This window comes from Pseudomonas sp. B21-031 (assembly GCF_024748985.1).
Classification (GTDB): Bacteria; Pseudomonadota; Gammaproteobacteria; order Pseudomonadales; family Pseudomonadaceae; genus Aquipseudomonas; species Aquipseudomonas kermanshahensis.
In genome coordinates, this window is sequence record NZ_CP087181.1 from 1,184,938 (window position 1) to 1,209,733 (window position 24,796).

General features: G+C 63.0%; 24 protein-coding genes. 15 read left to right on the top strand and 9 right to left on the bottom strand.

The genetic code is table 11. From position 1 onward, the window contains the following. Window positions 1-153: 153 nt before the first annotated feature. Both LOY53_RS05360 and LOY53_RS05365 read right to left on the bottom strand, forming a co-directional pair. Window positions 154-1,359, bottom strand: a complete 1,206-nt coding sequence (locus tag LOY53_RS05360; protein WP_027595718.1) for a transporter associated domain-containing protein — start codon at window positions 1,357-1,359, stop codon at window positions 154-156. Between the two features lie 9 nt (window positions 1,360-1,368). Next, the gene (locus LOY53_RS05365; protein WP_027595719.1) at window positions 1,369-2,178 is read right to left on the bottom strand and encodes an inner membrane protein YpjD; all 810 of its coding nucleotides are present in this window, start codon (window positions 2,176-2,178) and stop codon (window positions 1,369-1,371) included. A 263-nt stretch (window positions 2,179-2,441) separates the two neighbouring features. Between LOY53_RS05365 and ffh the strand changes: the two genes are divergently transcribed. The 6 genes from ffh to LOY53_RS05395 all read left to right on the top strand — a co-directional run bounded on the left by ffh (window position 2,442) and on the right by LOY53_RS05395 (window position 6,524). Then, window positions 2,442-3,818: a signal recognition particle protein gene (gene ffh, locus LOY53_RS05370; RefSeq protein ID WP_027595720.1), complete on the top strand. Its 1,377-nt coding sequence runs from the start codon at window positions 2,442-2,444 to the stop codon at window positions 3,816-3,818. A gap of 259 nt (window positions 3,819-4,077) precedes the next feature. Beyond that, window positions 4,078-4,329 carry a 30S ribosomal protein S16 gene (gene rpsP / locus LOY53_RS05375; RefSeq protein WP_011535318.1) on the top strand — a complete coding sequence of 84 codons (252 nt, stop codon included), beginning with the start codon at window positions 4,078-4,080 and terminating at the stop codon, window positions 4,327-4,329. A 5-nt stretch (window positions 4,330-4,334) separates the two neighbouring features. Continuing rightward, on the top strand, window positions 4,335-4,871 hold the full coding sequence (gene rimM, locus LOY53_RS05380; RefSeq protein ID WP_027595721.1) for a ribosome maturation factor RimM: 537 nt from the start codon (window positions 4,335-4,337) through the stop codon (window positions 4,869-4,871). A gap of 3 nt (window positions 4,872-4,874) precedes the next feature. Then, window positions 4,875-5,627: a tRNA (guanosine(37)-N1)-methyltransferase TrmD gene (gene trmD / locus LOY53_RS05385; protein WP_008094486.1), complete on the top strand. Its 753-nt coding sequence runs from the start codon at window positions 4,875-4,877 to the stop codon at window positions 5,625-5,627. Between the two features lie 42 nt (window positions 5,628-5,669). Continuing rightward, window positions 5,670-6,020: a 50S ribosomal protein L19 gene (rplS, locus tag LOY53_RS05390; protein WP_027595722.1), complete on the top strand. Its 351-nt coding sequence runs from the start codon at window positions 5,670-5,672 to the stop codon at window positions 6,018-6,020. A 96-nt stretch (window positions 6,021-6,116) separates the two neighbouring features. Then, window positions 6,117-6,524 carry an acyl-CoA thioesterase gene (locus LOY53_RS05395; protein ID WP_258703693.1) on the top strand — a complete coding sequence of 136 codons (408 nt, stop codon included), beginning with the start codon at window positions 6,117-6,119 and terminating at the stop codon, window positions 6,522-6,524. A gap of 3 nt (window positions 6,525-6,527) precedes the next feature. Here the strand turns inward: LOY53_RS05395 and LOY53_RS05400 are convergent, their stop codons facing one another. Then, the gene (locus LOY53_RS05400; protein WP_252826905.1) at window positions 6,528-8,354 is read right to left on the bottom strand and encodes a sodium:proton antiporter; all 1,827 of its coding nucleotides are present in this window, start codon (window positions 8,352-8,354) and stop codon (window positions 6,528-6,530) included. A gap of 68 nt (window positions 8,355-8,422) precedes the next feature. Between LOY53_RS05400 and xerD the strand changes: the two genes are divergently transcribed. From xerD to LOY53_RS05430, 6 genes are all read left to right on the top strand, one after another. Then, entirely contained in the window at window positions 8,423-9,319 is an 897-nt protein-coding gene (gene xerD, locus LOY53_RS05405; protein ID WP_258703694.1) for a site-specific tyrosine recombinase XerD, read from the top strand. Window positions 9,320-9,472: 153 nt separating this feature from the next. Continuing rightward, window positions 9,473-10,234 carry a thioredoxin fold domain-containing protein gene (locus LOY53_RS05410; RefSeq protein WP_027595726.1) on the top strand — a complete coding sequence of 254 codons (762 nt, stop codon included), beginning with the start codon at window positions 9,473-9,475 and terminating at the stop codon, window positions 10,232-10,234. An 82-nt stretch (window positions 10,235-10,316) separates the two neighbouring features. Next, complete coding sequence (locus tag LOY53_RS05415) at window positions 10,317-11,621, top strand: homoserine dehydrogenase (protein ID WP_085272718.1); 1,305 nt, start codon at window positions 10,317-10,319, stop codon at window positions 11,619-11,621. A gap of 58 nt (window positions 11,622-11,679) precedes the next feature. Next, window positions 11,680-13,089, top strand: a complete 1,410-nt coding sequence (gene thrC / locus LOY53_RS05420) for a threonine synthase (RefSeq protein WP_099453090.1) — start codon at window positions 11,680-11,682, stop codon at window positions 13,087-13,089. A 130-nt stretch (window positions 13,090-13,219) separates the two neighbouring features. Further along, window positions 13,220-13,636 carry a response regulator gene (locus LOY53_RS05425; protein WP_085272720.1) on the top strand — a complete coding sequence of 139 codons (417 nt, stop codon included), beginning with the start codon at window positions 13,220-13,222 and terminating at the stop codon, window positions 13,634-13,636. 79 nt (window positions 13,637-13,715) lie between these two features. Further along, the gene (locus LOY53_RS05430; protein ID WP_027595730.1) at window positions 13,716-13,997 is read left to right on the top strand and encodes a DUF3509 domain-containing protein; all 282 of its coding nucleotides are present in this window, start codon (window positions 13,716-13,718) and stop codon (window positions 13,995-13,997) included. Between the two features lie 139 nt (window positions 13,998-14,136). On the opposite strand, the gene LOY53_RS05435 is transcribed toward LOY53_RS05430, so the two are convergent. Next, the gene (locus tag LOY53_RS05435; protein ID WP_252826910.1) at window positions 14,137-15,012 is read right to left on the bottom strand and encodes a TIGR02285 family protein; all 876 of its coding nucleotides are present in this window, start codon (window positions 15,010-15,012) and stop codon (window positions 14,137-14,139) included. A 15-nt stretch (window positions 15,013-15,027) separates the two neighbouring features. Further along, on the bottom strand, window positions 15,028-16,227 hold the full coding sequence (locus LOY53_RS05440; protein WP_258703695.1) for a CaiB/BaiF CoA-transferase family protein: 1,200 nt from the start codon (window positions 16,225-16,227) through the stop codon (window positions 15,028-15,030). A gap of 132 nt (window positions 16,228-16,359) precedes the next feature. Between LOY53_RS05440 and LOY53_RS05445 the strand changes: the two genes are divergently transcribed. The 3 genes from LOY53_RS05445 to LOY53_RS05455 all read left to right on the top strand — a co-directional run bounded on the left by LOY53_RS05445 (window position 16,360) and on the right by LOY53_RS05455 (window position 20,162). Next, window positions 16,360-16,902 (top strand): YaeQ family protein, encoded by a 543-nt coding sequence (locus tag LOY53_RS05445; RefSeq protein ID WP_027595733.1) that lies wholly within the window; start codon window positions 16,360-16,362, stop codon window positions 16,900-16,902. A gap of 30 nt (window positions 16,903-16,932) precedes the next feature. Further along, entirely contained in the window at window positions 16,933-18,642 is a 1,710-nt protein-coding gene (gene recJ / locus LOY53_RS05450) for a single-stranded-DNA-specific exonuclease RecJ (protein ID WP_252826912.1), read from the top strand. Between the two features lie 413 nt (window positions 18,643-19,055). Then, a complete protein-coding gene (locus tag LOY53_RS05455) occupies window positions 19,056-20,162 on the top strand; it encodes an NADH:flavin oxidoreductase/NADH oxidase (RefSeq protein WP_258703696.1) in 1,107 nt (368 codons plus the stop codon). Between the two features lie 303 nt (window positions 20,163-20,465). Here LOY53_RS05455 and LOY53_RS05460 read toward each other — a convergent pair whose 3' ends face one another. The 4 genes from LOY53_RS05460 to LOY53_RS05475 are packed head-to-tail and all read right to left on the bottom strand — an operon-like array spanning window position 20,466 to window position 24,678. After that, window positions 20,466-21,890, bottom strand: a complete 1,425-nt coding sequence (locus tag LOY53_RS05460; RefSeq protein ID WP_258703697.1) for a gamma-aminobutyraldehyde dehydrogenase — start codon at window positions 21,888-21,890, stop codon at window positions 20,466-20,468. Window positions 21,891-21,907: 17 nt separating this feature from the next. Next, window positions 21,908-22,714 carry an ABC transporter permease gene (locus LOY53_RS05465; protein WP_027595737.1) on the bottom strand — a complete coding sequence of 269 codons (807 nt, stop codon included), beginning with the start codon at window positions 22,712-22,714 and terminating at the stop codon, window positions 21,908-21,910. Next, a complete protein-coding gene (locus tag LOY53_RS05470; RefSeq protein ID WP_252826915.1) occupies window positions 22,704-23,636 on the bottom strand; it encodes an ABC transporter permease in 933 nt (310 codons plus the stop codon). Before LOY53_RS05470 ends, LOY53_RS05465 begins: the two co-directional genes overlap by 11 nt. A 1-nt stretch (window position 23,637) precedes the next feature. Beyond that, window positions 23,638-24,678 (bottom strand): ABC transporter ATP-binding protein, encoded by a 1,041-nt coding sequence (locus LOY53_RS05475; protein ID WP_027595739.1) that lies wholly within the window; start codon window positions 24,676-24,678, stop codon window positions 23,638-23,640. Window positions 24,679-24,796: the final 118 nt, after the last annotated feature.

Below are 24,796 nucleotides of genomic sequence, written 5' to 3' on the forward strand. Positions count from 1 at the left end.
CGATAGCCCAAGGGGGGTAGGGGCGGGAGCGGGCACTGTTCGGGGTGTTGAAGCAGGACCGCGGGGCGTGTCAGTGGGGCGGACTGGCCGTGTGGCGCCGGGTGCGGGTAGCAGGCGGGACGGCGGGGCTGGGTAAGCGTGACTCGAGTATAGCTATCGGGTCACGGTCCACACCAGTACCTTGCTGGCGCAATTGTCCTCTGTTTCGAGGATTTCCAGGCGATATCGGCCGATCTTCAGGCAAACGGCGCTTTCCGGGATGCTTTCCAGTGCTTCGGTGACCAGGCCGTTGAGGGTCTTCGGCCCGCCATCGCAGGGCAGGTGCCAGCCCAGGGTGCGGTTGATCTCGCGCAGCGAGGCGGTGCCTTCGATGACAAAGGTGCCATCGGGCTGGGGGTGTACGTGCGGGTTGTCCAGCCCCTGCTCGTCTTCGAACTCGCCGACGATCTCTTCGAGGATGTCTTCCAGGGTGACGATGCCCAGCACCTCGCCGTATTCGTCCACCACCACACCCAGGCGGCGTTGCTGTTTGTGGAAGTTCAGCAATTGCAGCTGCAGGGGCGTGCTTTCGGGCACGAAGTAGGGCTCGTAACAGGCGCCGTGGAGTTTCTCCAGGGTTAGCTCCGCCTTGGGCAGCAGGTGGCTGATCAGCTTGGTGTTGAGGATCGCCTCAACCTGATTGATGTCGTTGTGATAGACCGGCAAGCGGGTGTGACGGCTGACGATCAGCTGCTCGATGATGCGTTCGATCGGGTCGTCCAGGTTGATGCCATCGACTTCGTTGCGTGGCACCAGGATGTCGTTGACGGTGACTTTGTCCAAGGACTGCAAACCGTCGAGCAGGCCATGGCGTGCAGGCTCGTGCTCTTCGTCTTCGTCGAAGTCGTCGTCTTGCTCCGGGTGCAAGGCGACCGCTGTAGGCTGCACGCGGAACGGGCGCAGCAGCAGCTTGGCGCAGCCATCGAGCAGGCAGGCCAAGGGTTGCAGGAGCGCCAGGGGCACTTTCAGCAGGCTTGCACCCAGGCTCGCAAACGCCTGCGGATTACGCCGCGCCAGGCGCCGCGGCAGGAATTCGGCAAACACCAGCAAGGCCAGCGTCGCGCCCAGGCCGGCCAGCCAGAAGCCGTGTTCGCCGCTGTAGCGCTGGCCAATCAGGCACGCCAGGCCCAGCACCAGCAACTTGCCGAGGCTGGCGCATAGCACCAGCGCCTGGGCGGGCAGGGGGGCTTGACCGTCGTCGCCATTGCGCAGCGAACCATTGAGCTGCAGGCGGGCGGCATCCACGGCGCTGAAAAGCGCCGACCAGAGCAGCGCCAGTGCCAGAGTGCCGAGGAGCGGTGCGTACGGCAGGGTGTCCATGGGCGGCCGTCAGATATGCAAGATGAATTCGCGAACCAGCTTGCTGCCGAAATAGGCCAGCATCAGCAGGCAGAAACCGGCCAGCGTCCAGCGGATCGCTTTGTGGCCACGCCAGCCCAGGCGGGTGCGGCCCCACAGCAGTACGCTGAACACCACCCAGGCGACACAGGCCAGCAAGGTCTTGTGCACCAGGTGCTGGGCGAACAGGTTGTCGAGGAACAGCCAGCCAGAAATCAGCGACAGCGACAGCAGGCACCAGCCGGCCCAGAGAAAGCCGAACAGCAGGCTTTCCATGGTTTGCAGCGGCGGGAAGTTGCGGATCAGGCCTGACGGGTGCTTGTTTTTCAGCTGGTGGTCCTGCAGCAACAGCAGCAACGACTGGAACACCGCGATGGTGAACAGGCCGTAGGCGAGGATCGACAGCAGGATGTGCGCAAGGATGCCGGGCTCTTCGTTGATCAGCGGCACGGTACCGGGGGGCGCGAACTGGGCCAGCAGCGCAGTGACCGCGCCCAGCGGGAACAGCAGCACCAGCAGGTTTTCTACCGGGATGCGCAGGCACGCCAGCAAGGTCAGGGTAATGACCGCAACGGCGATCAGGCTGGCGGCGCTGAAAAAGTCCAGGCTCAGGCCCAGCGGGGTGATCAGCTGGAAGAACAGGGCGCCGCCCTGGGCGATGACAGCCAGGGCGCCGAGCAGGCCCAGCAGCCGTTTGTCAGCTTTGCGGCCCTGGGCCAGGTGCGTGCCCTGGTAGAGGGTCGCAGCTATATAAAGGCCGGCGGCGATCAGGTTGGGGATGAGGCTGGGTGAGGAGAACATAAGTCCTGGTTGGCGAGCCTTAAAGAGACGGAGTTTGGCATAGAGAGCTGCAAGCTGGAAGCCGCAAGGTACAAGCAAAGGCGGATCCGCGAGGTGGCTGCATTTTCTTGCCGCCTGGCGCTCGTAGCTTGCCGCTGGGAAGGCAAGGTGTGCGCCGCCGCCGCACTTCGCTATAATCGCCGCCTTGCTGTGCCCCGGGTGTGTGCATTTCCCCCCTGGGCGCCTGACAAACCTCGGCTTTTACTGGGCCTGAAAGGATCACCATGTTCGAAAACCTGACCGACCGCCTGTCACAGACGCTGCGCCATGTCACCGGCAAGGCCAAGCTGACTGAAGACAATATCAAGGACACGCTGCGCGAAGTGCGCATGGCGTTGCTCGAGGCCGACGTTGCCTTGCCGGTGGTCAAGGATTTCGTCAACAGCGTCAAGGAACGTGCGGTCGGTACCGAGGTGTCGCGCAGCCTGACCCCAGGCCAGGCCTTCGTGAAGATCGTCCAGGCCGAGCTCGAAAGCCTGATGGGCGCGGCCAACGAAGACCTCGCGCTGAACGCCGCGCCACCTGCCGTGGTGCTGATGGCTGGCTTGCAGGGTGCAGGTAAGACCACCACCGCCGGCAAACTCGCGCGCTTCCTCAAGGAACGCAAGAAGAAGAGCGTGATGGTGGTCTCGGCCGACGTCTACCGCCCGGCCGCGATCAAGCAGCTGGAAACCCTGGCCAATGACATCGGCGTAACCTTCTTCCCGTCCGACATCAGCCAGAAGCCGGTCGCCATCGCTGAAGCGGCGATTCGCGAAGCCAAGCTCAAATTCATCGACGTGGTCATCGTCGACACCGCCGGCCGTCTGCACATCGACGCCGACATGATGGACGAGATCAAGGCGCTGCATGCCGCGGTCAAGCCGGTCGAGACCCTGTTCGTGGTCGACGCCATGACCGGCCAGGACGCCGCCAACACCGCCAAGGCCTTTGGTGAAGCCCTGCCGCTGACCGGTGTGGTGCTGACCAAGGTCGACGGTGATGCCCGTGGCGGTGCCGCGTTGTCGGTACGTGCCATCACCGGTAAGCCGATCAAGTTCATCGGTATGGGTGAGAAGACCGAAGCCCTCGAGCCCTTCCACCCGGACCGCGTCGCCTCGCGCATCCTCGGCATGGGCGACGTGCTCAGCCTGATCGAGCAGGCCGAGCAGACCATCGACAAGGCCAAGGCCGACAAGCTGGCCAAGAAGCTGAAGAAGGGCAAGGGCTTCGACCTCGAAGACTTCCGCGACCAGCTGCAACAGATGAAGAACATGGGCGGCCTGGGCGGCCTGATGGACAAGCTGCCGAGCATCGGCGGGGTCAACCTGTCGCAGATGGGCAATGCCCAGGGCGCGGCCGAGAAGCAGTTCAAGCAGATGGAGGCGATCATCAACTCCATGACCCCGGCCGAGCGCCGGGATCCTGATCTGCTCAGCGGCTCGCGCAAGCGCCGCATCGCCATTGGCTCCGGTACCCAGGTGCAGGACGTCGGCCGGCTGATCAAGCAGCACAAGCAGATGCAGAAGATGATGAAGAAATTCTCTGCCAAGGGCGGCATGGCCAAGATGATGCGCGGCCTTGGCGGCATGATGCCAGGCGGCGGCATGCCGAAGCTGTAACCCCTATTCCGGGCGCTTGTCTTTTACCGGACGAGCGCTCAGAACCCCCGCCGTGGCGGGGCAATGGCCGCGAAAAGCGTGGCTTAACCGGCAGATCTGGACGGCATGGCGAGGCCTTGCCGAAAAAGTCATTTGCAAATGTCCGTGTATTCCCCGAGAATATGCGGCCTTTTGGGCACGCATGTGCCTATTTGGCTTTCAGATTTGCAGCACCGACTGCAGTACCAACTGCAGCACCGACTATAGGAACGATGTTCACATGGTAACCATTCGTCTGGCCCGTGGCGGCTCGAAAAAGCGCCCTTTCTACCACCTGACCGTGACCAACTCGCGTAACGCCCGTGACGGCCGTTTCGTTGAGCGCGTTGGCTTCTTCAACCCGATCGCATCGGGCGCCGAAGTCAAGCTGTCGGTCAACCAGGAACGCGTCACCTACTGGCTGAGCCAGGGCGCGCAGCCGTCTGAGCGTGTTGCTCAGCTGCTGAAGGAAGCTGCCAAGGCCGCTGCCTAAGATATATGAACGCGACGCCAGAAAAGGCTGACGACCTCATCGTCGTTGGCAAGATTTTTTCGGTTCACGGCGTTCGCGGCGAGGTGAAGGTGTATTCCTTTACCGATCCGATTGAAAACCTGTTGGATTATCCACGCTGGACGCTCAAGCACGAAGGCAAGGTAAAACAGGTAGAGCTGGTCAGCGGTCGTGGCTCCCAAAAGGGCCTGGTCGTGAAATTGAAAGGCCTCGATGATCGCGATGAAGCCCGTCTTCTGAGTGGTTACGAGATCTGCATACCGCGGAGCCTTTTGCCCAACCTGCCCGTCGACGAGTACTACTGGTACCAGTTGCAGGGCTTGAAGGTCATCAATCAGGACGAACACCTGTTCGGCAAGGTCGATCACCTGTTGGAGACCGGTGCGAACGATGTAATGGTGGTCAAGCCGTGCGCAGGCAGCCTGGATGATCGCGAGCGTTTGTTGCCCTATACGGAGCAATGCGTGCTGGCAATCGACCTGGAAGCAGGCGTGATGCGGGTTGAATGGGACGCGGACTTCTAAACGATGGGTAACCTTCGCGTAGACGTCATCACGTTGTTCCCCGAGATGTTCTCGGCCATCACGGAGTACGGCATTACCAGCCGCGCGGTAAAACAGGGGTTGCTTCAGGTAACGTGCTGGAACCCGCGGGACTACACCACAGATCGCCACCATACCGTGGATGATCGGCCGTTTGGCGGTGGTCCGGGCATGGTGATGAAAATCAAGCCTCTGGAAGACGCCCTGGTTAGCGCCAGGCAAGCGACCGGAGCATCGGCAAAGGTGATCTACCTTTCGCCGCAAGGCCGCAAGCTGACTCAGCAAGCGGTCAAAGGCCTGGCCGAACAGGAATCGTTGATCCTGATCGCCGGTCGTTATGAAGGCATCGACGAGCGCTTTATTGAGGCTCATGTCGATGAGGAGTGGTCGATTGGCGACTATGTGCTTTCCGGTGGCGAGCTGCCGGCCATGGTACTGATCGATGCGGTTACGCGGCTGCTGCCCGGAGCTTTAGGGCATGTGGACTCGGCGGAGGAAGACTCTTTCACCGACGGTCTGCTCGATTGCCCGCACTACACCCGACCTGAGGTGTATGCGGATCAGCGTGTTCCCGACGTGTTGCTAAGTGGCAACCATGCACATATCCGGCGTTGGAGGATGAAGCAGTCCCTTGGTAGGACCTTCGAACGACGCGCCGATCTTCTGGAAAGTCGCTCGCTTTCTGGAGAAGAGAAGAAGCTGCTCGAGGAATACCTCCGCGAGCGGGACGATAGTTAAACGTATCGATGGTGGATCACGTATCCATCTTAGGAGCACAGCATGACCAACAAGATCATCCAGCAGCTCGAAGCCGAGCAGATGAGCAAGGAAATCCCAACCTTCGCACCGGGCGACACCATCATCGTCCAGGTTAAAGTGAAGGAAGGTGAGCGTTCCCGTCTGCAGGCGTTCGAAGGCGTCGTTATCGCCAAGCGTAACCGCGGTCTGAACAGCGCCTTCACCGTGCGCAAAATCTCCAGCGGCGTTGGCGTAGAGCGTACCTTCCAGACCTACAGCCCGCAGATCGACAGCCTGGCCGTGAAACGTCGTGGTGACGTGCGTAAAGCCAAGCTGTACTACCTGCGCGACCTGTCCGGCAAAGCCGCTCGCATCAAGGAAAAACTGTCCTGAGTGCAGTTTGACCGGTGGCCCAGGCCGCCTTGCGAGAAAAAAAGCAGCCTTCGGGCTGCTTTTTTGCGTTTTGAAACCCGAGCGATGTGACCCGACATGACAACCCGAGACCAGGAAATCCAGCGCCGCACCGAACTGTCGGTGACCCGCGTGACCAAGGCGGTGTTCCCCAACACCACCAACCACCACAACACCCTGTTCGGCGGCACTGCGCTGGCCTGGATGGATGAAGTGTCGTTCATCGCGGCCACGCGCTTTTGCCGTTTGCCGCTGGTAACGGTGTCGACCGACCGTATCGACTTCAAGCACCCGATCCCGGCGGGCTCGATCGTCGAGCTGGTGGGCACGGTGATCAAGGTGGGCAACACCAGCCTGCAGGTGCAGGTGGATGTGTTCGTCGAGAACATGTACCTGGATGGCCGTGAACGGGCAATCCATGGTGTGTTCAGCTTTGTCGCCATTGACGAAGACAAGCGCCCGGTGCCGGTGCTGCCAGCAGTCTGAGGTTCACCCTGGCGTGGTAGCCGTGCCCGCGACCGGCGCCGGTTCTACCAGCGCCACCAGGGTCCAGCCGGGTTGCGGGGTGAGCGGGTTGTCAGGGCTCGAGACATGCACCCAGCCGTGGCTGTCGCGGGCGAACAGCAAGTGTGCGCGTTCGCCATGCAGTGCCTGGTAGTTGTCCCAGTCGAAGCCCTCGGTCAGGGTGGTGCTGTACAGCTCGGCGCCGTGGTGCAGGCGATTGGCCAATTGCTGGTAGGTCATCGGGCTTGAGCCGAGCAAATGGCCGCGGTGTTCCTCACTGGCGCGGTGCTTGTCGCTGCGCTGTTTTTCCAGGCCGCTGGCCAGCACGAACAGGCGGCCATGGCCGAAATCGTGGCGAAAACGTGCGCAGGCCAACGCGTTGATCTCACCTGCAGGGGACAGCCCCAGTAGATGGCCGAGGCCGACCAGGTCCAGGTGTGCATCGGCATGCTGCGAGGCCGGGTTGCCAAAGTAGGTCGGCAGCCCGTCCATGCGCGCGGCGCGGATGTTTTCCCAGCTTGAGTCAGTCAGCAATACCCGGCAGCCCAATTGCTGCAGGGCTTTGCCGAGGGTGCGCGCGGGCCCGTTGGCACCGACGATGAGAAAGCCGCTGGGGGCAGGCTCGGCCACCTTGAGCAGGCGCGCCAGGGGCCTGGCCGTGGCGCTTTGCAGCACCACGGTGCCGATGATCACGGCAAAGGTCAGCGGCACCAGCAGCAGTGCACCCTGATGGCCGGCTTCGTGCAGGCGGATGGCGAAGATCGCCGAGACTGCTGCGGCAACGATGCCGCGCGGTGCGATCCAGGCCAGCAAAGCCCGTTCGCGCCAGTTCAGCCCCGAGCCGAGGGTGGACAGGAAGACGTTCAGCGGCCGCGCCAGCAGCTGGATCACCAGCAACAGCGCCAGCACCGCTGGGCCCAGGCCGAGCAGGGCATGCAGGTCGAGGCGCGCGGCCAGCAGGATGAACAAGCCGGAGATCAGCAGCACGCTGAGGTTCTCCTTGAAGTGCAGGATCTGCCGCACATCCACCCCGCGCATGTTGGCCAGCCACATGCCCATCACCGTCACGGCCAGCAGCCCGGATTCGTGAACGATCTGGTTGGCAGCAATGAAAATGCCCAGCACTGCCGCCAGTGCAGCCAGGTTGTGCAGGTACTCTGGCAGCCACTGCTCACGCATGACCTGCCCCAACAACCAGCCGCCGGCCGCGCCCAGTGCGCTGCCACAGAAAATCACCCCGGCAAAGGTCGCCAGGCTCTGGCTCAGGCCATTGCCATTGGCACTGGCGATGATGAAGCTGTACACCACCACGGCGAGCAGGGCACCAATGGGGTCGATGACGATGCCTTCCCAGCGCAGGATATTGGCGATCGCCGCCTTCGGCCGCACCACGCGCAGCATGGGCACGATCACCGTCGGCCCAGTGACCAGGGTCAAGGTGCCGAACAGGATCGCCAGCGGCCAGTCGAACCCCAGCAGCCAGTGGGTCGCCAGGGCGATCACCAGCCAGGTCGACAGGGCGCCGATTGTGACCAGGCGGTGGACCACGCTGCCGATGTCGCGCCACTGCGACAAGTGCAACGTCAGGCTGCCCTCGAACAGGATCAGTGCCACGGCCAGCGACACCAAGGGCATCAGCAGTGGGCCGAACAGCGCTTGGGGGTCGAGCCAACCGAGCAGCGGGCCGGCGGTGATGCCGGCCAGCAACAGGAAGAGGATTGCCGGCAATTTCAGGCGCCACGCCAGCCACTGGCAGGCCAGGGCGCCGCCGCCGATGCCCGCGACGCTGAGCAGGATCTGCTGTTCGTTCATGCGGGCTCCCTATGCCGGCGTTGTTATGAAAGACTAAGCGTCATTTCGTCGTTTGCCACCGAGTTTTCATGCCCGCCCTCGACCACCCCCTGATTGACCAGTTTCTCGATGCCCTGTGGCTGGAAAAAGGCCTGTCCGACAACACCCGGGTTTCGTACCGCAGCGACCTGGCGCTGTTCAATGGCTGGCTGCAGGAGCAGGGCGTGGCCTTGCCTGACGCGGGGCGTGAGCTGATCCTCGATCACCTGGCCTGGCGCCTCGACCAAGCCTACAAGCCACGTTCTACAGCACGCTTTCTCTCTGGGCTGCGTGGCTTCTTTCGCTACCTGCTGCGGGAAAAACTGATCGCTGTCGACCCCACGTTGCAGGTCGAGATGCCGCAACTGGGCCGGCCGTTGCCCAAATCCTTGTCAGAAGCCGACGTCGAGGCACTGCTGCAGGCGCCGGACCTCGGCGAAGCCATCGGCCAGCGCGACCGCGCCATGCTCGAAGTCCTTTATGCCTGCGGCCTGCGCGTGACTGAACTGGTCAGCTTGACGCTCGATCAGGTCAACCTGCGCCAAGGCGTGTTGCGGGTGATGGGCAAGGGCAGCAAGGAGCGCCTGGTGCCGATGGGGGAGGAGGCGGTGGTATGGCTGGAACGCTACCTGCGCAATGGCCGCCCCGAGCTGCTGAATGGGCGCCCGAGCGATGTGCTGTTCCCCAGCCTGCGCGGCGAGCAGATGACCCGCCAGACCTTCTGGCACCGCATCAAGCAACAGGCACAGGTCGCCGGGATCGACAAATCACTGTCGCCGCATACCCTGCGCCATGCCTTCGCGACCCACCTGCTCAATCACGGCGCCGACCTGCGCGTGGTACAAATGCTGTTGGGCCACAGCGACCTGTCGACCACGCAGATCTACACCCACGTGGCCAAAGCCCGTCTGCAGCAACTGCACGCCCAGCATCACCCGCGTGGATGAATGATTTTCATGTTCCGCCGACCGGTACTCGCAGACCCCTTCACGGCTAGCGTGTTGTGGTAGGCTTGGGCGGTTTGCACCAAGGGCCGCACGGTCGCCGCGTTTTTTCCGCAGGCGACGTCCTCCGGCCCCTGTCCGCCTTCAGGAGTTCCCATGCGCGTGACCCAGATTTTCGCCGCCGCCGCGTTGGCGCTGGCCAGTACCTTTGCCGTTGCTGCGGCAACCGACAGCAATGCCGGTGCCGAGCAGGCCATTCGCAAGTCGTTGCAGAACCTCGAACTGGAAGTGCCGGTTGAAAGCGTCGCCAGCAGCCCGCTGAACGGCCTGTATGAAGTCAAGCTGCAGGGCGGCCGCGTGCTGTACGCCAGTGCTGACGGCCAGTTCGTCATGCAGGGCTACCTGTACCAGATCCAGGACGGCAAGCCGGTCAACCTGACTGAGAAGACCGAGCGCCAAGGCGTTGCCAAGCTCATCAACGGCATTCCAGCCGCCGAGATGGTGGTTTATCCTGCCAAGGGCGAGACCAAGTCGCACATCACCGTATTCACCGACACCACCTGCCCGTACTGCCACAAGCTGCACGCCGAAGTGCCGGAGCTCAACCGCCGCGGTATCGAAGTGCGCTATGTCGCCTTCCCGCGCCAGGGCCTCGGTTCGCCGGGTGATCAGCAGTTGCAGGCAGTCTGGTGCTCCAGCGACCGCCGCGCGGCGCTGGACAAGATGGTCGAGGGTAAGGAAATCAAGGCCGCCAAGTGCGCCAACCCGGTCAGCAAGCAGTTCCAGCTGGGCCAGTCGATCGGCGTCAACGGCACGCCGGCGATCGTCCTTGAAAGTGGCCAGGTGATCCCGGGCTATCAGCCGGCACCGCAAGTGGCCAAGCTGGCCCTGGCCGGCCAGCAGCAAGCAGCCAAGTAATCAATACAGTACGCCGTCGTCATGGGGTGACGGCATGTTTCACGGTCGGCGCAGGTGCCGGCCGTTCAATGGGGAGTTCACAGTGAAACCGGTCAAAGTAGGCATCTGTGGGTTGGGGACCGTCGGTGGCGGAACCTTCAATGTACTTCAGCGCAACGCCGAGGAGATTGCCCGCCGTGCCGGGCGCGGTATTGAAGTGGCACAGATCGCCATGCGCTCGCAGAACCCGAACTGCCAGATTACCGGTACCCCCATTACCGCTGATGTGTTCGACGTTGCGACCAACCCGGAAATCGACATCGTCATCGAGCTGATCGGTGGTTACACCATCGCCCGCGACCTGGTGCTCAAAGCCATCGAAAACGGCAAGCACGTGGTCACCGCGAACAAGGCGCTGATCGCCGTGCATGGCAACGAAATCTTTGCCAAGGCCCGCGAGAAGGGCGTTATCGTCGCCTTCGAAGCCGCGGTTGCCGGTGGCATCCCGGTGATCAAGGCGATCCGTGAAGGTTTGTCGGCCAACCGTATCAACTGGCTGGCCGGCATCATCAACGGCACCGGTAACTTCATTCTCACCGAAATGCGCGAAAAAGGCCGTGCCTTCCCGGACGTGCTGGCTGAAGCCCAAGCCTTGGGTTATGCCGAAGCGGACCCGACCTTCGACGTCGAGGGCATCGATGCTGCCCACAAGCTGACCATCCTGGCGTCCATCGCCTTTGGTATCCCGCTGCAGTTCGACAAAGCCTACACCGAAGGCATCACCCAGCTGACCACCGCTGACGTGAACTACGCCGAGGCCCTGGGCTACCGCATCAAGCACCTGGGTGTGGCGCGTCGCACGGCCGAAGGTATCGAGCTGCGTGTGCACCCGACGCTGATCCCGAGCGATCGCCTGATCGCCAACGTCAACGGCGTGATGAACGCGGTCATGGTCAACGGCGACGCTGCCGGTTCGACCCTGTACTACGGCGCAGGTGCCGGTATGGAGCCGACTGCTTCGTCGGTCGTCGCCGACCTGGTCGACGTGGTTCGCGCAATGACCTCCGACCCGGAGAACCGCGTGCCGCACCTGGCCTTCCAGCCAGACTCGCTGTCGGCGCACCCGATTCTGCCGATCGAAGCCTGTGAAAGCGCTTATTACCTGCGCATCCAGGCCAAGGATCACCCCGGCGTGCTGGCCCAGGTAGCCAGCATCCTCTCGGAGCGTGGCATCAACATCGAGTCGATCATGCAGAAGGAAGCCGAGGAACAGGACGGCCTGGTGCCGATGATCCTGCTGACCCATCGCGTGGTCGAGCAGGGCATCAACGACGCCATTGTCGCCCTGGAAGCCCTGCAGGATGTGGTCGGCAAGGTCGTGCGCATCCGCGTCGAACAGCTCAATTAACGAATAATGCCGTCGGGCCGCGCACGCGGCCCCGGCCTCAGTATCGAAGGTTTGTACCATGCGCTATATCAGCACCCGTGGCCAGGCACCGGCCCTGAATTTCGAAGATGTCCTGCTGGCTGGCCTGGCCAGCGACGGCGGCCTGTACGTCCCTGAAAACCTGCCGCGCTTCACCCAGGAAGAGATCGCCTCCTGGGCTGGTCTGCCGTATCACGAACTGGCCTTCCGCGTGATGCGCCCATTCGTCGCCGGCAGCATCGCCGACGCCGACTTCAAGAAGATCCTCGAGGAAACCTACGGCGCGTTCGCACACGCCGCCGTGGCGCCGCTGCGCCAGTTGAACGGCAACGAGTGGGTGATGGAGCTGTTCCACGGCCCGACCCTGGCCTTCAAGGACTTTGCCCTGCAGCTGCTCGGCCGCCTGCTCGACCACGTGCTGGTCAAGCGCGGCGAGCGCGTGGTGATCGTCGGTGCCACCAGCGGTGACACTGGCTCCGCTGCCATCGAAGGTTGCCGCCGCTGCGACAACGTCGACATCTTCATCCTGCACCCGCACCAGCGCGTGTCGGAAGTACAGCGTCGGCAGATGACCACCATCTTCGGCGACAACATCCACAACATCGCCATCGAAGGCAACTTCGACGACTGCCAGGAAATGGTCAAGGCCAGCTTCGCTGACCAGTCGTTCCTCAAGGGCACCCGCCTGGTGGCCGTCAACTCGATCAACTGGGCGCGGATCATGGCCCAGATCGTCTACTACTTCCACGCAGCCCTGCAGTTGGGCGGCCCAGCCCGCTCGGTGGCGTTCTCGGTGCCCACCGGCAACTTCGGCGACATCTTCGCCGGTTACCTGGCGCGCAACATGGGCCTGCCGATCAGCCAGCTGGTGGTCGCCACCAACCGTAACGACATCCTGCACCGCTTCATGAGCGGCAACCAGTACGTCAAGGAAACCCTGCACGCGACCCTGTCGCCGTCGATGGACATCATGGTGTCGTCCAACTTCGAGCGCCTGCTGTTCGACCTGCACGGCCGTAACGGTGCAGCCATTGCTGCGTTGATGGACAACTTCAAGCAGGGTGGCGGTTTCAGCGTCGACGAAGACCGCTGGACCGAAGCGCGCAAACTGTTCGACTCGCTGGCAGTCAGTGACGAGCAGACCTGCGAGACCATCGCCGAAGTGTTCGCCAGCACCGGCGAAGTGCTCGACCCGCATACCGCGATCGGCGTCAAGGCCGCCCGCGAGTGCCGTCGAAGCCTGGACACGCCGATGGTGGTGCTGGGTACCGCGCATCCGGTCAAGTTCCCGGAAGCGGTGGAGAAGGCAGGTGTTGGCAAGGCGCTGGAATTGCCTGCACACCTGGCCGACCTGTTCAGCCGCGAAGAGCGTTGCACGGTGCTGGCCAATGACCTGAAGGCCGTTCAAGGCTTTGTCAGTCAGCATGGTAACCGCGGTAAGCCGCTTTAATTGCGGTGATATCAAGGGCCGCTTAGCGGCCCTCGATTGTCGAGTTTTCCATCTGATCTTTCGGATGTTTCCTATTTAACCCTCTTGGGATGTTGCCTAGATTTGCCAGTCCTTTCTCCAGGAGTGGCTCATGTCCAGGCCTTATGTGCTGATTCACCAGGCACGCCCTTCCCATCAAATCCTCCTGCACCAGGCATTCAATGCCCAGGGCATCTTCAATGTGCGCATCACTGAAGAAGCCGCCGACCTGCACGCGTGCCTGAGCGCTGAGCGTTGTCCTGACTTGCTGATCCTCGATCACGCCATGCCCAAAAGGGCAGGGCTTGCGCTGTTGAAAAAACTGGCGGGTAGTCACGCCTTGCGCGCCTTGTTGTTCGTCGGCCAAGCCACACCCGAACAGCAGAACCTGGCCTTGGAGGCGAAGCGACGGGGGCTGTGGGTCGTCGCCGAGCTGCCTTGGCCACTGTCCATGGCCAATCTGCAACGCGCACTTCAGCGCCTGGGCGGGCGTATTCAAACTGTCACCTGCGCCCCGCATGCTCACTGAAACAGCCGCGGCGTTTCGAACTTTGTGCTGCGCTTGTTGGTCAGTTTCTCCATAGCCCACCACGCAGCGAGTGATCCGGATGGAAAGAATCTGCAGACTGCTGAACGAAGCCCTGACCCCCTACCAGACGCACCTGGGCGTTGCCGATGCCAGTGGCAACCGTCAATTGACCGTCTTTGACAGCCTTGAAGGCATCACCCTGCAGCGCACGGTGAGCCTGCGCCAGTTGCAGGAACAGCGCCTGCTCATTGACCTGGTGGATGGTTTGCACCGTGACCTGCAGATTGCCGAAGGCCGCTTGCAGCCCTGTGTGATTGCTGCCTTGCAACAGCGACAGCAAATGCCGGGAACCTTTGCCTGAATTGCTTATCAGACACAGTAAGGGCAGCTAGCCAGCGCATTGCTCCGGTGCTGGCAGGCTGTCACGGGAAGTCCCAAGGGACTTTCAATTAGCCCCGGGCGTCCTCCCCAGCGTTCCGGGGTTTCTTTTCTCTGCAGTACTAGGGTTGTTTGAAAAACTGCTTGCTCTGTTCCAGGTACATTGCCTGCAACTCAGGGTCCAGCCACCGGGCATACAGCCCTGGCAAGGTCTCCTGGCGTAGCGTGGGCAATAGCTGGTCGATATGCGCAACGGCCTCGCGACCCAGTGCCGAGTCTGAGCAGCCCACATGCAGAAACTGATAGCGGTTCACGCCTTGGACAGGATGAAACTGGTAGTCACCCAGTGACCCGCCTTGCTGCTGGATCAGGTAACGCACTTCTGGCCAATACCCCATCACCATGTGCAGGCGCCCCAGCTGTTGCATCTGCAACTGGTTGGCGGTGGCATCGTTGCCGTAGTGGCGGCTGAGTGCCGAGTCTGGCAGTTGGCGCAGGATCTCGTCGATCTGCGTGCCATAGCTGCGCTCGGCGACGATGCCGAGCTTCAACGGGGTGTGGCTCATCAGCCCGGGCAGGTCGACCTCGTTGTCGGTGAGAAACGGCGCCAGCACTGCCTCACCTGCCTTGCGCACCACCAGCCCCCCGCTCAACACCCCCAGCGACGGTATGGAAAAGTGCACGTACTCGGCACGCTCCGGGGTCCACAGCAAGGTCGGGTCGCAGGTAAAAGTGTTCGGGTCCTGAAGCATTTGGATACCGCGGGCACGGTTTACCCGGACGATACTGTGATCGTATTCGGGCATCTGCTCGATCAGCAGTGGCAGCAGGCGGTCAATGACCCCTTGGCCTTTCTCTGTCCCTTCAAAAATGGTGAAGGGCGGCAGGTCGCGAACCAGCCACAACAAGCGCTCCTTGGCCGCCGCGTGCGGCACGGCCAGTGCAGGCAGTAGCGGGCACAGCAAAAGTAGCGTGCGTAACCAGTGGGCAACTCGCATCGGCGGCGGCAGGCGTCAGACCGCGCCTGCTTCGCGCAGGCCGGCGATGGCGGCCGCGTCGTAGCCCAGGGCGGTGAGCAGTGCGTCAGTGTGTTCGCCCAGCGCAGGGCCGACCCACTCGGTGGAGCCGGGTGTTTCCGAAAGCTTGGGTACGATGCCTGGCATCTTGAAGGGTTTGCCGTCTGGCAGGCGCGCCTGCAGGAACATCTCCCGCGCCAGGTACTGCGGGTCGTTGAACATGTCCTCGGCCGAATAGATACGGCTTGCAGGTACTTCGGCGGTGGTGAGCACTTGCATGAGCTGCTCCAGCGGCTGGTTGTTGGCCCAGCGGTCGATCACCCCGTAGAGCTCGTCACGGCGCAGGTCGCGGCCATCGTTGGTGGCCAATGACGGGTCATCGGCCAGGTCGGCGCGGCCTATGGCCTGCATGAAACGCTTGAAGATCGCATCGCCATTGGCGCCGATCTGCACATGCTTGCCATCGGCACTGGTGTGGATGGAGGAGGGCGTGATGCCGGGCATGATGTTGCCGGTGCGTTCGCGGATGAAACCGAAAACGTCGAATTCCGGGACCATGCTTTCCATCATGGCAAAGATCGCCTCGTACAGCGCCACGTCCACCACCTGGCCCTGGCCGCCGTTGACCTCGCGGTGGCGCAACGCCATCAAGGCCCCGATCACCCCCCACAGCGCAGCAATCGAGTCACCGATGGAGATGCCGGTGCGCACGGGCGGGCGGTCTTCGAAGCCGGTGATGTAGCGCAGGCCGCCCATGGACTCGCCCACCGCGCCAAAACCTGGCTGGTCTTTCATCGGCCCGGTCTGGCCGAAGCCTGAAAGACGTACCATCACCAGGCGTGGGTTGAGCGCGTGCAGCACATCCCAGCCCAGGCCGAGCTTTTCCAGCACGCCGGGGCGGAAGTTCTCGATCAGGATATCGGCCTCGGCCAGCAAGCGCTTGAGGATCTCGCGGCCGTCCGGGTGCTTGAGGTTGAGGGTCAGTGACTGTTTGTTGCGTGCCTGCACGAACCACCACAGCGACGTGCCTTCGTACATCTTGCGCCATTTGCGCAGCGGGTCGCCGCCATCGGGGGATTCGACCTTGATCACCTCGGCACCGAACTCGGCACAGATGCGCGACGCGAACGGCCCAGCGATCAGGGTCCCGAGTTCGATGACTTTCAGGCCGGCGAGGGGTTTGCTGGGCGTAGACATGGGGTATCCGTGGCAACTGGGCAGAGCCGTGGTTTTATCATAGCTCCGAAGCGGCAGATACTGCCGCGGCGCAACGAGGGGCAGGATCGGTTAGACTGTGTGACTTTTCTTTGCGCAAGAAGCCCGTCGACCATGGCCCAGCCGTCCACTACCTACAAATTCGAACTGAATCTGACTGACCTCGATCGCAACGTCTACCAAAGCGTCAAGCAGACCATTGCCCGTCACCCTTCGGAAACCGAAGAGCGTATGGCCGTTCGTCTGTTGGCCTACGCACTCTGGTACAACGAGCAATTGTCGTTTGGTCGTGGTCTGTCGGATGTCGACGAACCGGCATTGTGGGAAAAGAGCCTGGACGATCGCGTCCTGCACTGGATCGAAGTCGGCCAACCGGATGCCGACCGCCTGACCTGGTGCTCCCGTCGCACCGAGCGCACCAGCCTGCTGGCTTACGGTAGCCTGCGCGTGTGGGAGACCAAGGTGGTGCCTGCGGTCAAGGGCCTGAAGAACCTGAACATCGCTGCAGTGCCGCAGGAGGTGCTGGAAACCCTGGCCACCGACATGCCGCGCAGCATCAAGTGGGACGTGATGATCAGCGAAGGCACGGTGTTCGTCACCGATGACCGTGGCCAGCACGAAGTGCAGCTGGAGTGGCTGCTCGGTGAGCGCGGCTGACCTGACCCTTTCCTGATTGCCGAAGACCCCATGCGTATCGAACCTCGCCCCCTGCCGTCGACCTTGCCCTTGCTGGGTAACCTGCCACCCTTGTTGACCCGTCTGTATGCCGCCCGCGGCGTGCAGACCGAGGCCGAACTGGACAAAAGCCTGGCGCGGCTGTTGCCGTACCAGCAGCTCAAAGGCATCGAGGCGGGGGTAGACCTGCTGGTCGAAGCCCTCGACCAGCGCCAGCGCATTCTTATCGTCGGCGACTTCGACGCCGACGGTGCCACTGCCAGCACCGTTGGCGTGCTGGGCCTGCGTTTGCTGGGTGCGGCCCACGTCGATTACCTGGTGCCCAACCGTTTCGAATTCGGCTATGGCCTGACGCCGGAGATCGTCGACGTCGCGCTGCAGCGCCAGCCGCAGTTGCTGATCACCGTCGATAACGGCATCTCCAGTGTCGATGGCGTGGCGGCAGCCAAGGCGGCGGGGCTCAAGGTGCTGGTCACCGACCACCACTTGCCGGGGGAACAATTGCCCGACGCCGATGCGATCATCAACCCGAATCAGCCGGGCTGTGACTTCCCTAGCAAGTCGCTGGCCGGGGTCGGGGTGATCTTCTATGTGCTCATGGCCTTGCGCGCACGCCTGCGCAGCTTGGGGCGCTACGACACGCAAGCACAGCCGAACATCGGCGAGCTGCTCGACCTGGTGGCGCTGGGCAGCGTCGCCGACGTGGTGCCGCTGGACGCCAACAACCGCATCCTGGTGCACCAGGGCCTCGAACGCATTCGTGCCGGCCGCGCTCGGCCGGGGCTCAAGGCGATTCTTGAGGTGGCCCGCCGTGATCACCGGCGCATCACCTCCACCGACCTGGGCTTCATCCTTGGCCCGCGCTTGAACGCGGCTGGGCGCTTGGACGACATGAGCCTGGGCATCGAGTGCCTGCTGTGCGAAGACGCCGCCCTGGCCCAGGAAATGGCCCAGCAGCTGGACGACCTCAACCAGGACCGCAAGTCTATCGAGCAGGGCATGCAGCGCGAGGCGCTGGCCCAGCTCAAGGACCTGCCCGTCGAATCGATGCCGTACGGCTTGTGCCTGTTCGATGCCGACTGGCACCAAGGCGTGATCGGGATCCTTGCCTCACGCTTGAAGGAACGTTATCACCGTCCGACCATCGCCTTTGCCGATGCCGGCGACGGCATGCTCAAGGGCTCGGCACGTTCGGTGCCGGGTTTTCATATCCGCGATGCGCTGGATGCGGTGGCCGCGCGCCATCCGCAGCTGATCAGCAAATTCGGCGGGCACGCCATGGCCGCCGGGTTGTCGTTGCCTGAAGGCAACTTCCCGGCATTCGCCGAGGCGTTTGACCAGGAAGTGCGGCGCCAGCTGCGCGAAGAAGACCTCACCGGCCGGCTTCTGTCGGATGGCAGCCTGGCCGTGGAAGAGTTTCACCTTGACCTGGCCAAGGCCTTGCGCCACGCCGGGCCATGGGGGCAGCACTTCCCTGAGCCGTTGTTCCATGGTGTGTTTCAGCTGGTCGAGCAGCGAGTGGTCGGCGAGCGGCACCTGAAAGTGGTGCTCAAGAGCGAATGTGGGTCGGTGAGGCTTGATGGCATTGCCTTCGGCGTCGACCGCGAGGTGTGGCCGAACCCTACCGTGCGTTGGGTGGAGCTGGCCTACAAGCTGGATGTGAACGAGTTTCGGGGTAATGAGAGCGTGCAGTTGATGATTGCCCACATGGAGCCGCGCTGAGGGCTTCAAGGTGATTGGCTTGGGTGTTGTGGTGCGGCGGATATCGAGCGCCGCCCGCGCGGCGCTTCGCAGCACAAGGCTGCTCCTACACCTGTTTCGGGCCAATGATTCCTGAGGCATGGGCGCGCGGCCCCTCACCGCCCACCTCAATATTGAGTAGGACCAACAAGGCGGTCGCGCGCAACTATCACAGGCCTCACTGGCCGGAAACAAATGTAGGAGCAGCCTTGTGCTGCGAAGCGCCGCGCGGGCGGCGCTCGATTTCACAGGCACCATCACCCTCAAGCCAACCCCCATGGAACCTTCCCCCCACCCATTCTGGTCTAGTCTGAAGTTATGACCGGACCTGGGCCAAGGACGTGCAATTGAGTGTCCGGGCCGGATCACCATTGGAGTCCTTGGGAGGTGCCCTCATGAGCCTGCTGCTCGAGCCTTACACCCTGCGTCAGCTGACGTTGCCCAACCGCATCGCGGTCTCGCCGATGTGCCAGTATTCCGCTGTCGATGGCTTGGCCAACGACTGGCATCTTGTTCATTTAGGTAGCCGCGCCGTTGGTGGCGCCGGGCTGGTCATCACCGAAGCAGTCGCTGTGACCGCCGATGGCCGTATCACTGCCGAGGACCTCGGTCTGTGGACCGAAGATCAGATTGCGCCACTGCAACGCATCACGCGCTTCATCACCGCCCAGGGCGCTGTGCCGGGCATCCAGCTGGCCCACGCCGGGCGCAAAGCCAGCACCCATCGCCCGTGGCTGGGCAAGCATGGCAGCGTCAAGATCGAGAACGGTGGCTGGCAGCCGGTGGGGCCCTCGAAAATTGCCTTCGACCCTGAACACACAGCACCGCGTGAGTTGAGCAAGGACGAGATCCAGGAGGTTGTAGCCGCGTTCGTCAAAGCGACCGAACGGGCATTGAAAGCAGGCTTCAAAGTGGTCGAAATCCACGCGGCGCATGGCTATTTGCTGCACCAGTTCCTCTCGCCACTGAGCAACCAGCGCCGCGATGACTATGGCAGTTGTTTCGAAAACCGCATCCGCCTGACCCTGCAGGTGACTGAGGCAGTGCGCAAAGTCTGGCCGCAGGAGCTGCCGCTGTTCGTTCGCGTTTCAGCGACCGACTGGGTAGAGGACGGCTGGAACCCTGACGAAACCGTCGAACTGGCACGGCGCCTGCGCTTGCTAGGCGTCGACCTTATCGATGTTTCATCCGGCGGCACGTCGGTCAACGCCGAGATCCCGACCGGCCCCGGCTACCAGACCCGCTTCGCCGAGCGCGTGCGCAAAGAGTCGGAAATCGCCACCGGCACCGTGGGCATGATCACCGAACCGGCCCAGGCCGAGCACATCCTGCGCACCGGCCAGGCTGACGTCATCTTCCTGGCCCGCGAGCTGCTGCGCGACCCTTACTGGCCGCTGCATGCCGACGATGACCTGGGCGGCAACAAGGCCACCTGGCCGGCGCAGTATCAACGGGCTACCAGCCGGGCTAACCCGATTCATGAGTCGGATTTGCGGGATTAGACTGAGTGGTTTGCGGGTGTCTGGCTTTGGGTGTGAGGGGGTGCTGACATCGAGCGCCGCCCGCGCGGCGCTTCGCAGCACAAGGCTGCTCCTACATCTGTTTCGGGCCAATTATTCCTGAGCCATGGGCGCGCGGCTCCTTGGCACCCGCCTTGATATCGAGACGTACAAACAAGGTGGTCGCGCGCGCAGGCACAGGCGTGACTGGCCCGAAACAAATGTAGGAGCAGCCTTGTGCTGCGAAGCGCCGCGCGGGCGGCGCTCGATCTCGAAGGCGCTACAAATCCACTGACAAGCCCCAACTCAATGCTTGATCATCACATGCCGCACACAGGTGTAGTCCTCCAGCCCATACACCGACATATCCTTCCCATACCCCGAATGCTTCTGCCCGCCATGGGGCATTTCGCTGACCAGCATGAAGTGGGTATTCACCCAGGTGCAGCCGTACTGCAAGCGCGCCGCCAGGCGATGGGCGCGGCCGGTGTCGCGGGTCCACACCGATGACGCCAGGCCGTAGTTGGAATCGTTGGCCCACGCGAGTGCCTGCGCCTCGTCGGTGAAGCGGGTTACCGAGACCACCGGGCCAAATACCTCATTGCGCACGATCTCGTCATCCTGCAGAGCATCGGCCAGTACGGTTGGCTCGAAGAAGAAGCCGTCGCCATCAATCGCCTTGCCACCTGTCACCAGACGAATGTGCGGTTGGGCGATGGCCCGCTCCACAAGGCCGGCGACCTTGTCGCGGTGCTGTGCGCTGATCAGTGGCCCCAGTTCCGTATCCTCGGCGTCCTGCAGGCCGGGCTTGAGGCTGGCCACCGCTTCGCCCAGTCGCTGCACGAATGGCTCATAGATGCCGTCTTGCACATAAAGGCGGCAAGCCGCGGTGCAGTCTTGGCCAGCGTTGTAGAAGCCGAACGTGCGGATACCCTCAATGGCGGCGTCAATGTCGGCATCGTCGAACACCAGCACCGGCGCCTTGCCGCCCAGCTCCATGTGCATGCGCTTCACACTGTCGGCGGTGGCGCTGATGATGTGCGCGCCGGTGGGGATCGAACCGGTCAGTGAGACCATGCGCACGTTCGGGTGGGTGACCAGCGGCGTGCCGACGGTTTGGCCACGGCCGAAGAGAATATTGAGCACGCCAGGTGGCAGCAGCCCTTGCGCCAGCTCGCCCAGGCGCAGTGCGGTGAGCGGCGTCAGTTCGGATGGTTTGATCACTACGGTGTTGCCGGCTGCCAGGGCCGGCGCGACTTTCCAGGCCAGCATCATCAATGGGTAGTTCCACGGGGCGATCGAGGCGACCACGCCCAGTGGGTCGCGGCGGATCATCGAGGTGTGCCCTGGCAAGTACTCGCCGGCCGCCGAGCCACCCAGGCAGCGCGCCGCCCCGGCGAAAAAGCGGAACACGTCGGCAATCGCCGGGATTTCGTCATTCAGCGCAGCACTGAAGGGCTTGCCGCAGTTCTGCGATTCGAGCCGGGCCAGTTCCTCGCCATGCTGCTCGATGGTCTCGGCCAGCGCGAGCAATGCCAGGGAGCGGTCCTTGGGGCTAGCCTGCGACCAGCTCTCGAAGGCCAGGTCGGCGGCACGCACGGCGCTGTCGACCTGCGCTTCGCTGGCTTCGTTGATTTGCGCCAGGGCGCTGCCCGAGGCGGGGTTGAGCACGGTCCAGGCCGGCCCCTCGCCGGCGACCAGTTGACCGTTGATCAGCATCTGCGTTTGCATGGAAGACTCCTCCAGGGTCATTTGCCACTGCCCGCGACGCTTTCGCCGCCGCGGGTCAGGTAATAGGCGCCGAGGATCGGCAGCATGGTCACCAGCATCACCAGCATGGCGACCACATTGGTCACGGGCACGTCGCGGGGGCGGCTGAGTTGGTTGAGCAACCAGATCGGCAGCGTGCGCTCGTGCCCTGCGGTAAAGGTGGTCACGATGATTTCGTCGAACGACAAAGCGAAGGCCAGCATGCCACCTGCCAGCAGTGCCGAGCCGAGGTTGGGCAGGATGATGTAGCGGAAGGTCTGCCAGCCATCCGCGCCTAGGTCCATCGAGGCTTCGATCAGGCTTTGCGAGGTCCGCCGCAGGCGGGCGATGACGTTGTTGTAGACGATCACCACGCAGAAGGTTGCGTGGCCGACCACGATGGTGAACAGGCCAGGTTCGATGCCCAGGCTCTTGAACGCGGAGAGCAGGGCGATACCGGTGATGATGCCAGGCAAGGCGATCGGCAAAATCAGCATCAGCGAGATGCCCTCCTTGCCAAAAAAGCTGCGCCGGTACAGCGCCGCCGAGGCCAGGGTGCCGAGCACCAGGGCAATCAGCGTGGCCAGGCAGGCAACCTGCAGCGACAGCTTGATGGCTTCGAGCACATCCGGGCGAGCGAAGGCCACGCTGAACCACTTCAGGGTAAAGCCCTGGGGGGGGAAGCTGAACGCCGCATCTTCGGTGTTGAAGGCGTAGAGGACGATGATCAGGATCGGGAAGTGCAGGAACAGCAACCCGCCCCAGGCCGCCAGGCGCAAGCCGGTTGATGCGTTTTCAGAGTGCATCGAATGCCCCCAGGCGCTTGACGATGGACAGGTAGACCGCGATCAGCACGATAGGCACCAAGGTAAACGCGGCGGCCATTGGCATGTTGCCGATCGCCCCTTGTTGGGCATAGACCATGCTGCCGATGAAGTAACCGGGCGGGCCGATCAGCTGCGGCACGATGAAGTCGCCCAGGGTCAGGGAGAAGGTAAAGATAGACCCCGCGGCAATGCCCGGGATCGACAGCGGCAAAATCACCTGCCAGAAGGTTTGCCTGGGCCTGGCCCCCAGGTCCGCAGAAGCTTGCAGCAAGGACGGCGGCAGGCGCTCCAGCGAGGCCTGGATCGGCAGGATCATGAACGGCAGCCAGATGTACACGAACACCATGAAGCGCCCCAGGTGCGAGGTCGACAGGGTACTGCCGCCAACGCCAGGCACTGTCAGCACCGCCTGCAGCAGGCCATCCAGGTGCAGCACCTGGACGAACCACTGGGCCACGCCGCCCTTGGCCAGCAGCAAGGTCCAGGCGTAAGTCTTGACGATGTAGCTGGCCCACATCGGCATCATCACCGCGATGTAGAAAAATGCCTTGGTCTTGCCGCTGGTGTAGCGCGCCATGTAGTAGGCGATCGGGAAGGCCAGCACCGCGCTGGCCAGCGACACCGCCACTGCCATGCCCAAGGTGCGCAGGATGATGTCGAAGTTCGACGGGTTGAACAGCGCGGCGAAATTGCCCAGGGTCAGGTCCGGGGTCACCGCCATGGTGAAGTCGTCGAACGTGTAGAAACCCTGCCACAGCAGGTTCAGCAACGAGCCCAGGTAGATCGCCCCGAACCAGGTCAGTGGCGGGATCAACAGCAGCATCAGGTAGAGGTTGGGGCGCCGGTACAACAGGTTGGAGAACCTGCGCATCGGGCTTGGGTTGGCGCGCGGGGCGTTCATCTCAGCGGCCCTCGTCGAGCACGGTTTCCTGCAGGGCGGTCATCGCTTCACGGGGCCAGCGCGCCAGCACCCGCTGGCCGGCCTGCCAGGTGGGCGGCTGTGCCTGCCAGCGGTCGTTGGCCTGGCTTACGGTCAGCAGCTGGCCGCTGTCCAGCTGCAGCTCGAAGCGGGTGGCACTGCCTTGATACTGCACATCGTGCAACAGGCCACTGACTTGCACTTCATGGCTGGCGGCGGCCTGTTCGCCCAGGCGGATATGCTCGGGGCGGATGGAAAACGGCGCGGGGCTGCCATTGAGTTGCTCGGCCAACGCCCCGCGCACCACGTTCGAGGTGCCGACGAACTCGGCGACGAAGGTAGTGGCCGGCTTCATGTACAGGTTGCGCGGGGTGTCGACCTGTTCGATGCGCCCGCGGTTGAACACCGCGACCCGGTCGGACATCGACAGCGCTTCGGTCTGGTCGTGGGTGACGAAGATGAAGGTGATCCCCAGCTGGCGCTGGAGTTTTTTCAGTTCGCCCTGCATTTGCTCGCGCAGCTTCAGGTCCAGTGCACCCAGCGGTTCGTCGAGCAACAGCACCCGTGGGCGGTTGACCAGGGCGCGGGCGAGGGCGACGCGCTGGCGCTGGCCGCCGGACAGCTGCGCCGGTTTGCGCGCACCGTAACCGGCCAGCGCCACCATCGCCAAGGCCTCTTCAGCGCGGGCGTGGCGCTCGGCCTTGGCCACGCCTTTGACCTTGAGGCCGTAGGCGATGTTGTCACGCACGTTCATGTGCGGGAACAGTGCGTAGTCCTGGAATACGGTGTTGACGTCGCGTTGGTAGGGCGGCACGCCTGCAGCTTCGACGCCATGGATGCGGATCGAGCCAGTGTTGGGTTGTTCGAAGCCTGCGATCAGGCGCAGGCAGGTGGTCTTGCCCGAGCCGGAAGGGCCGAGCATGGAAAAGAACTCGCCATCTTCGATGTCGATGCTGACCTGGTCGACGGCCTTGACCTCGCCGAAGGTGCGTGAAACGTGGGTGAACTGGACGGCTAGGGGCATGGGCGGTACTCAGCTGTGCTTGTAGTGCCTGCACCGGCCCTTTCGCGGGCAAGCCCGCTCCCACATGGACCGTAGCGACGCTGCCCTTGTGGGAGCGGGCTCGTCCCGCGAAGGGGCC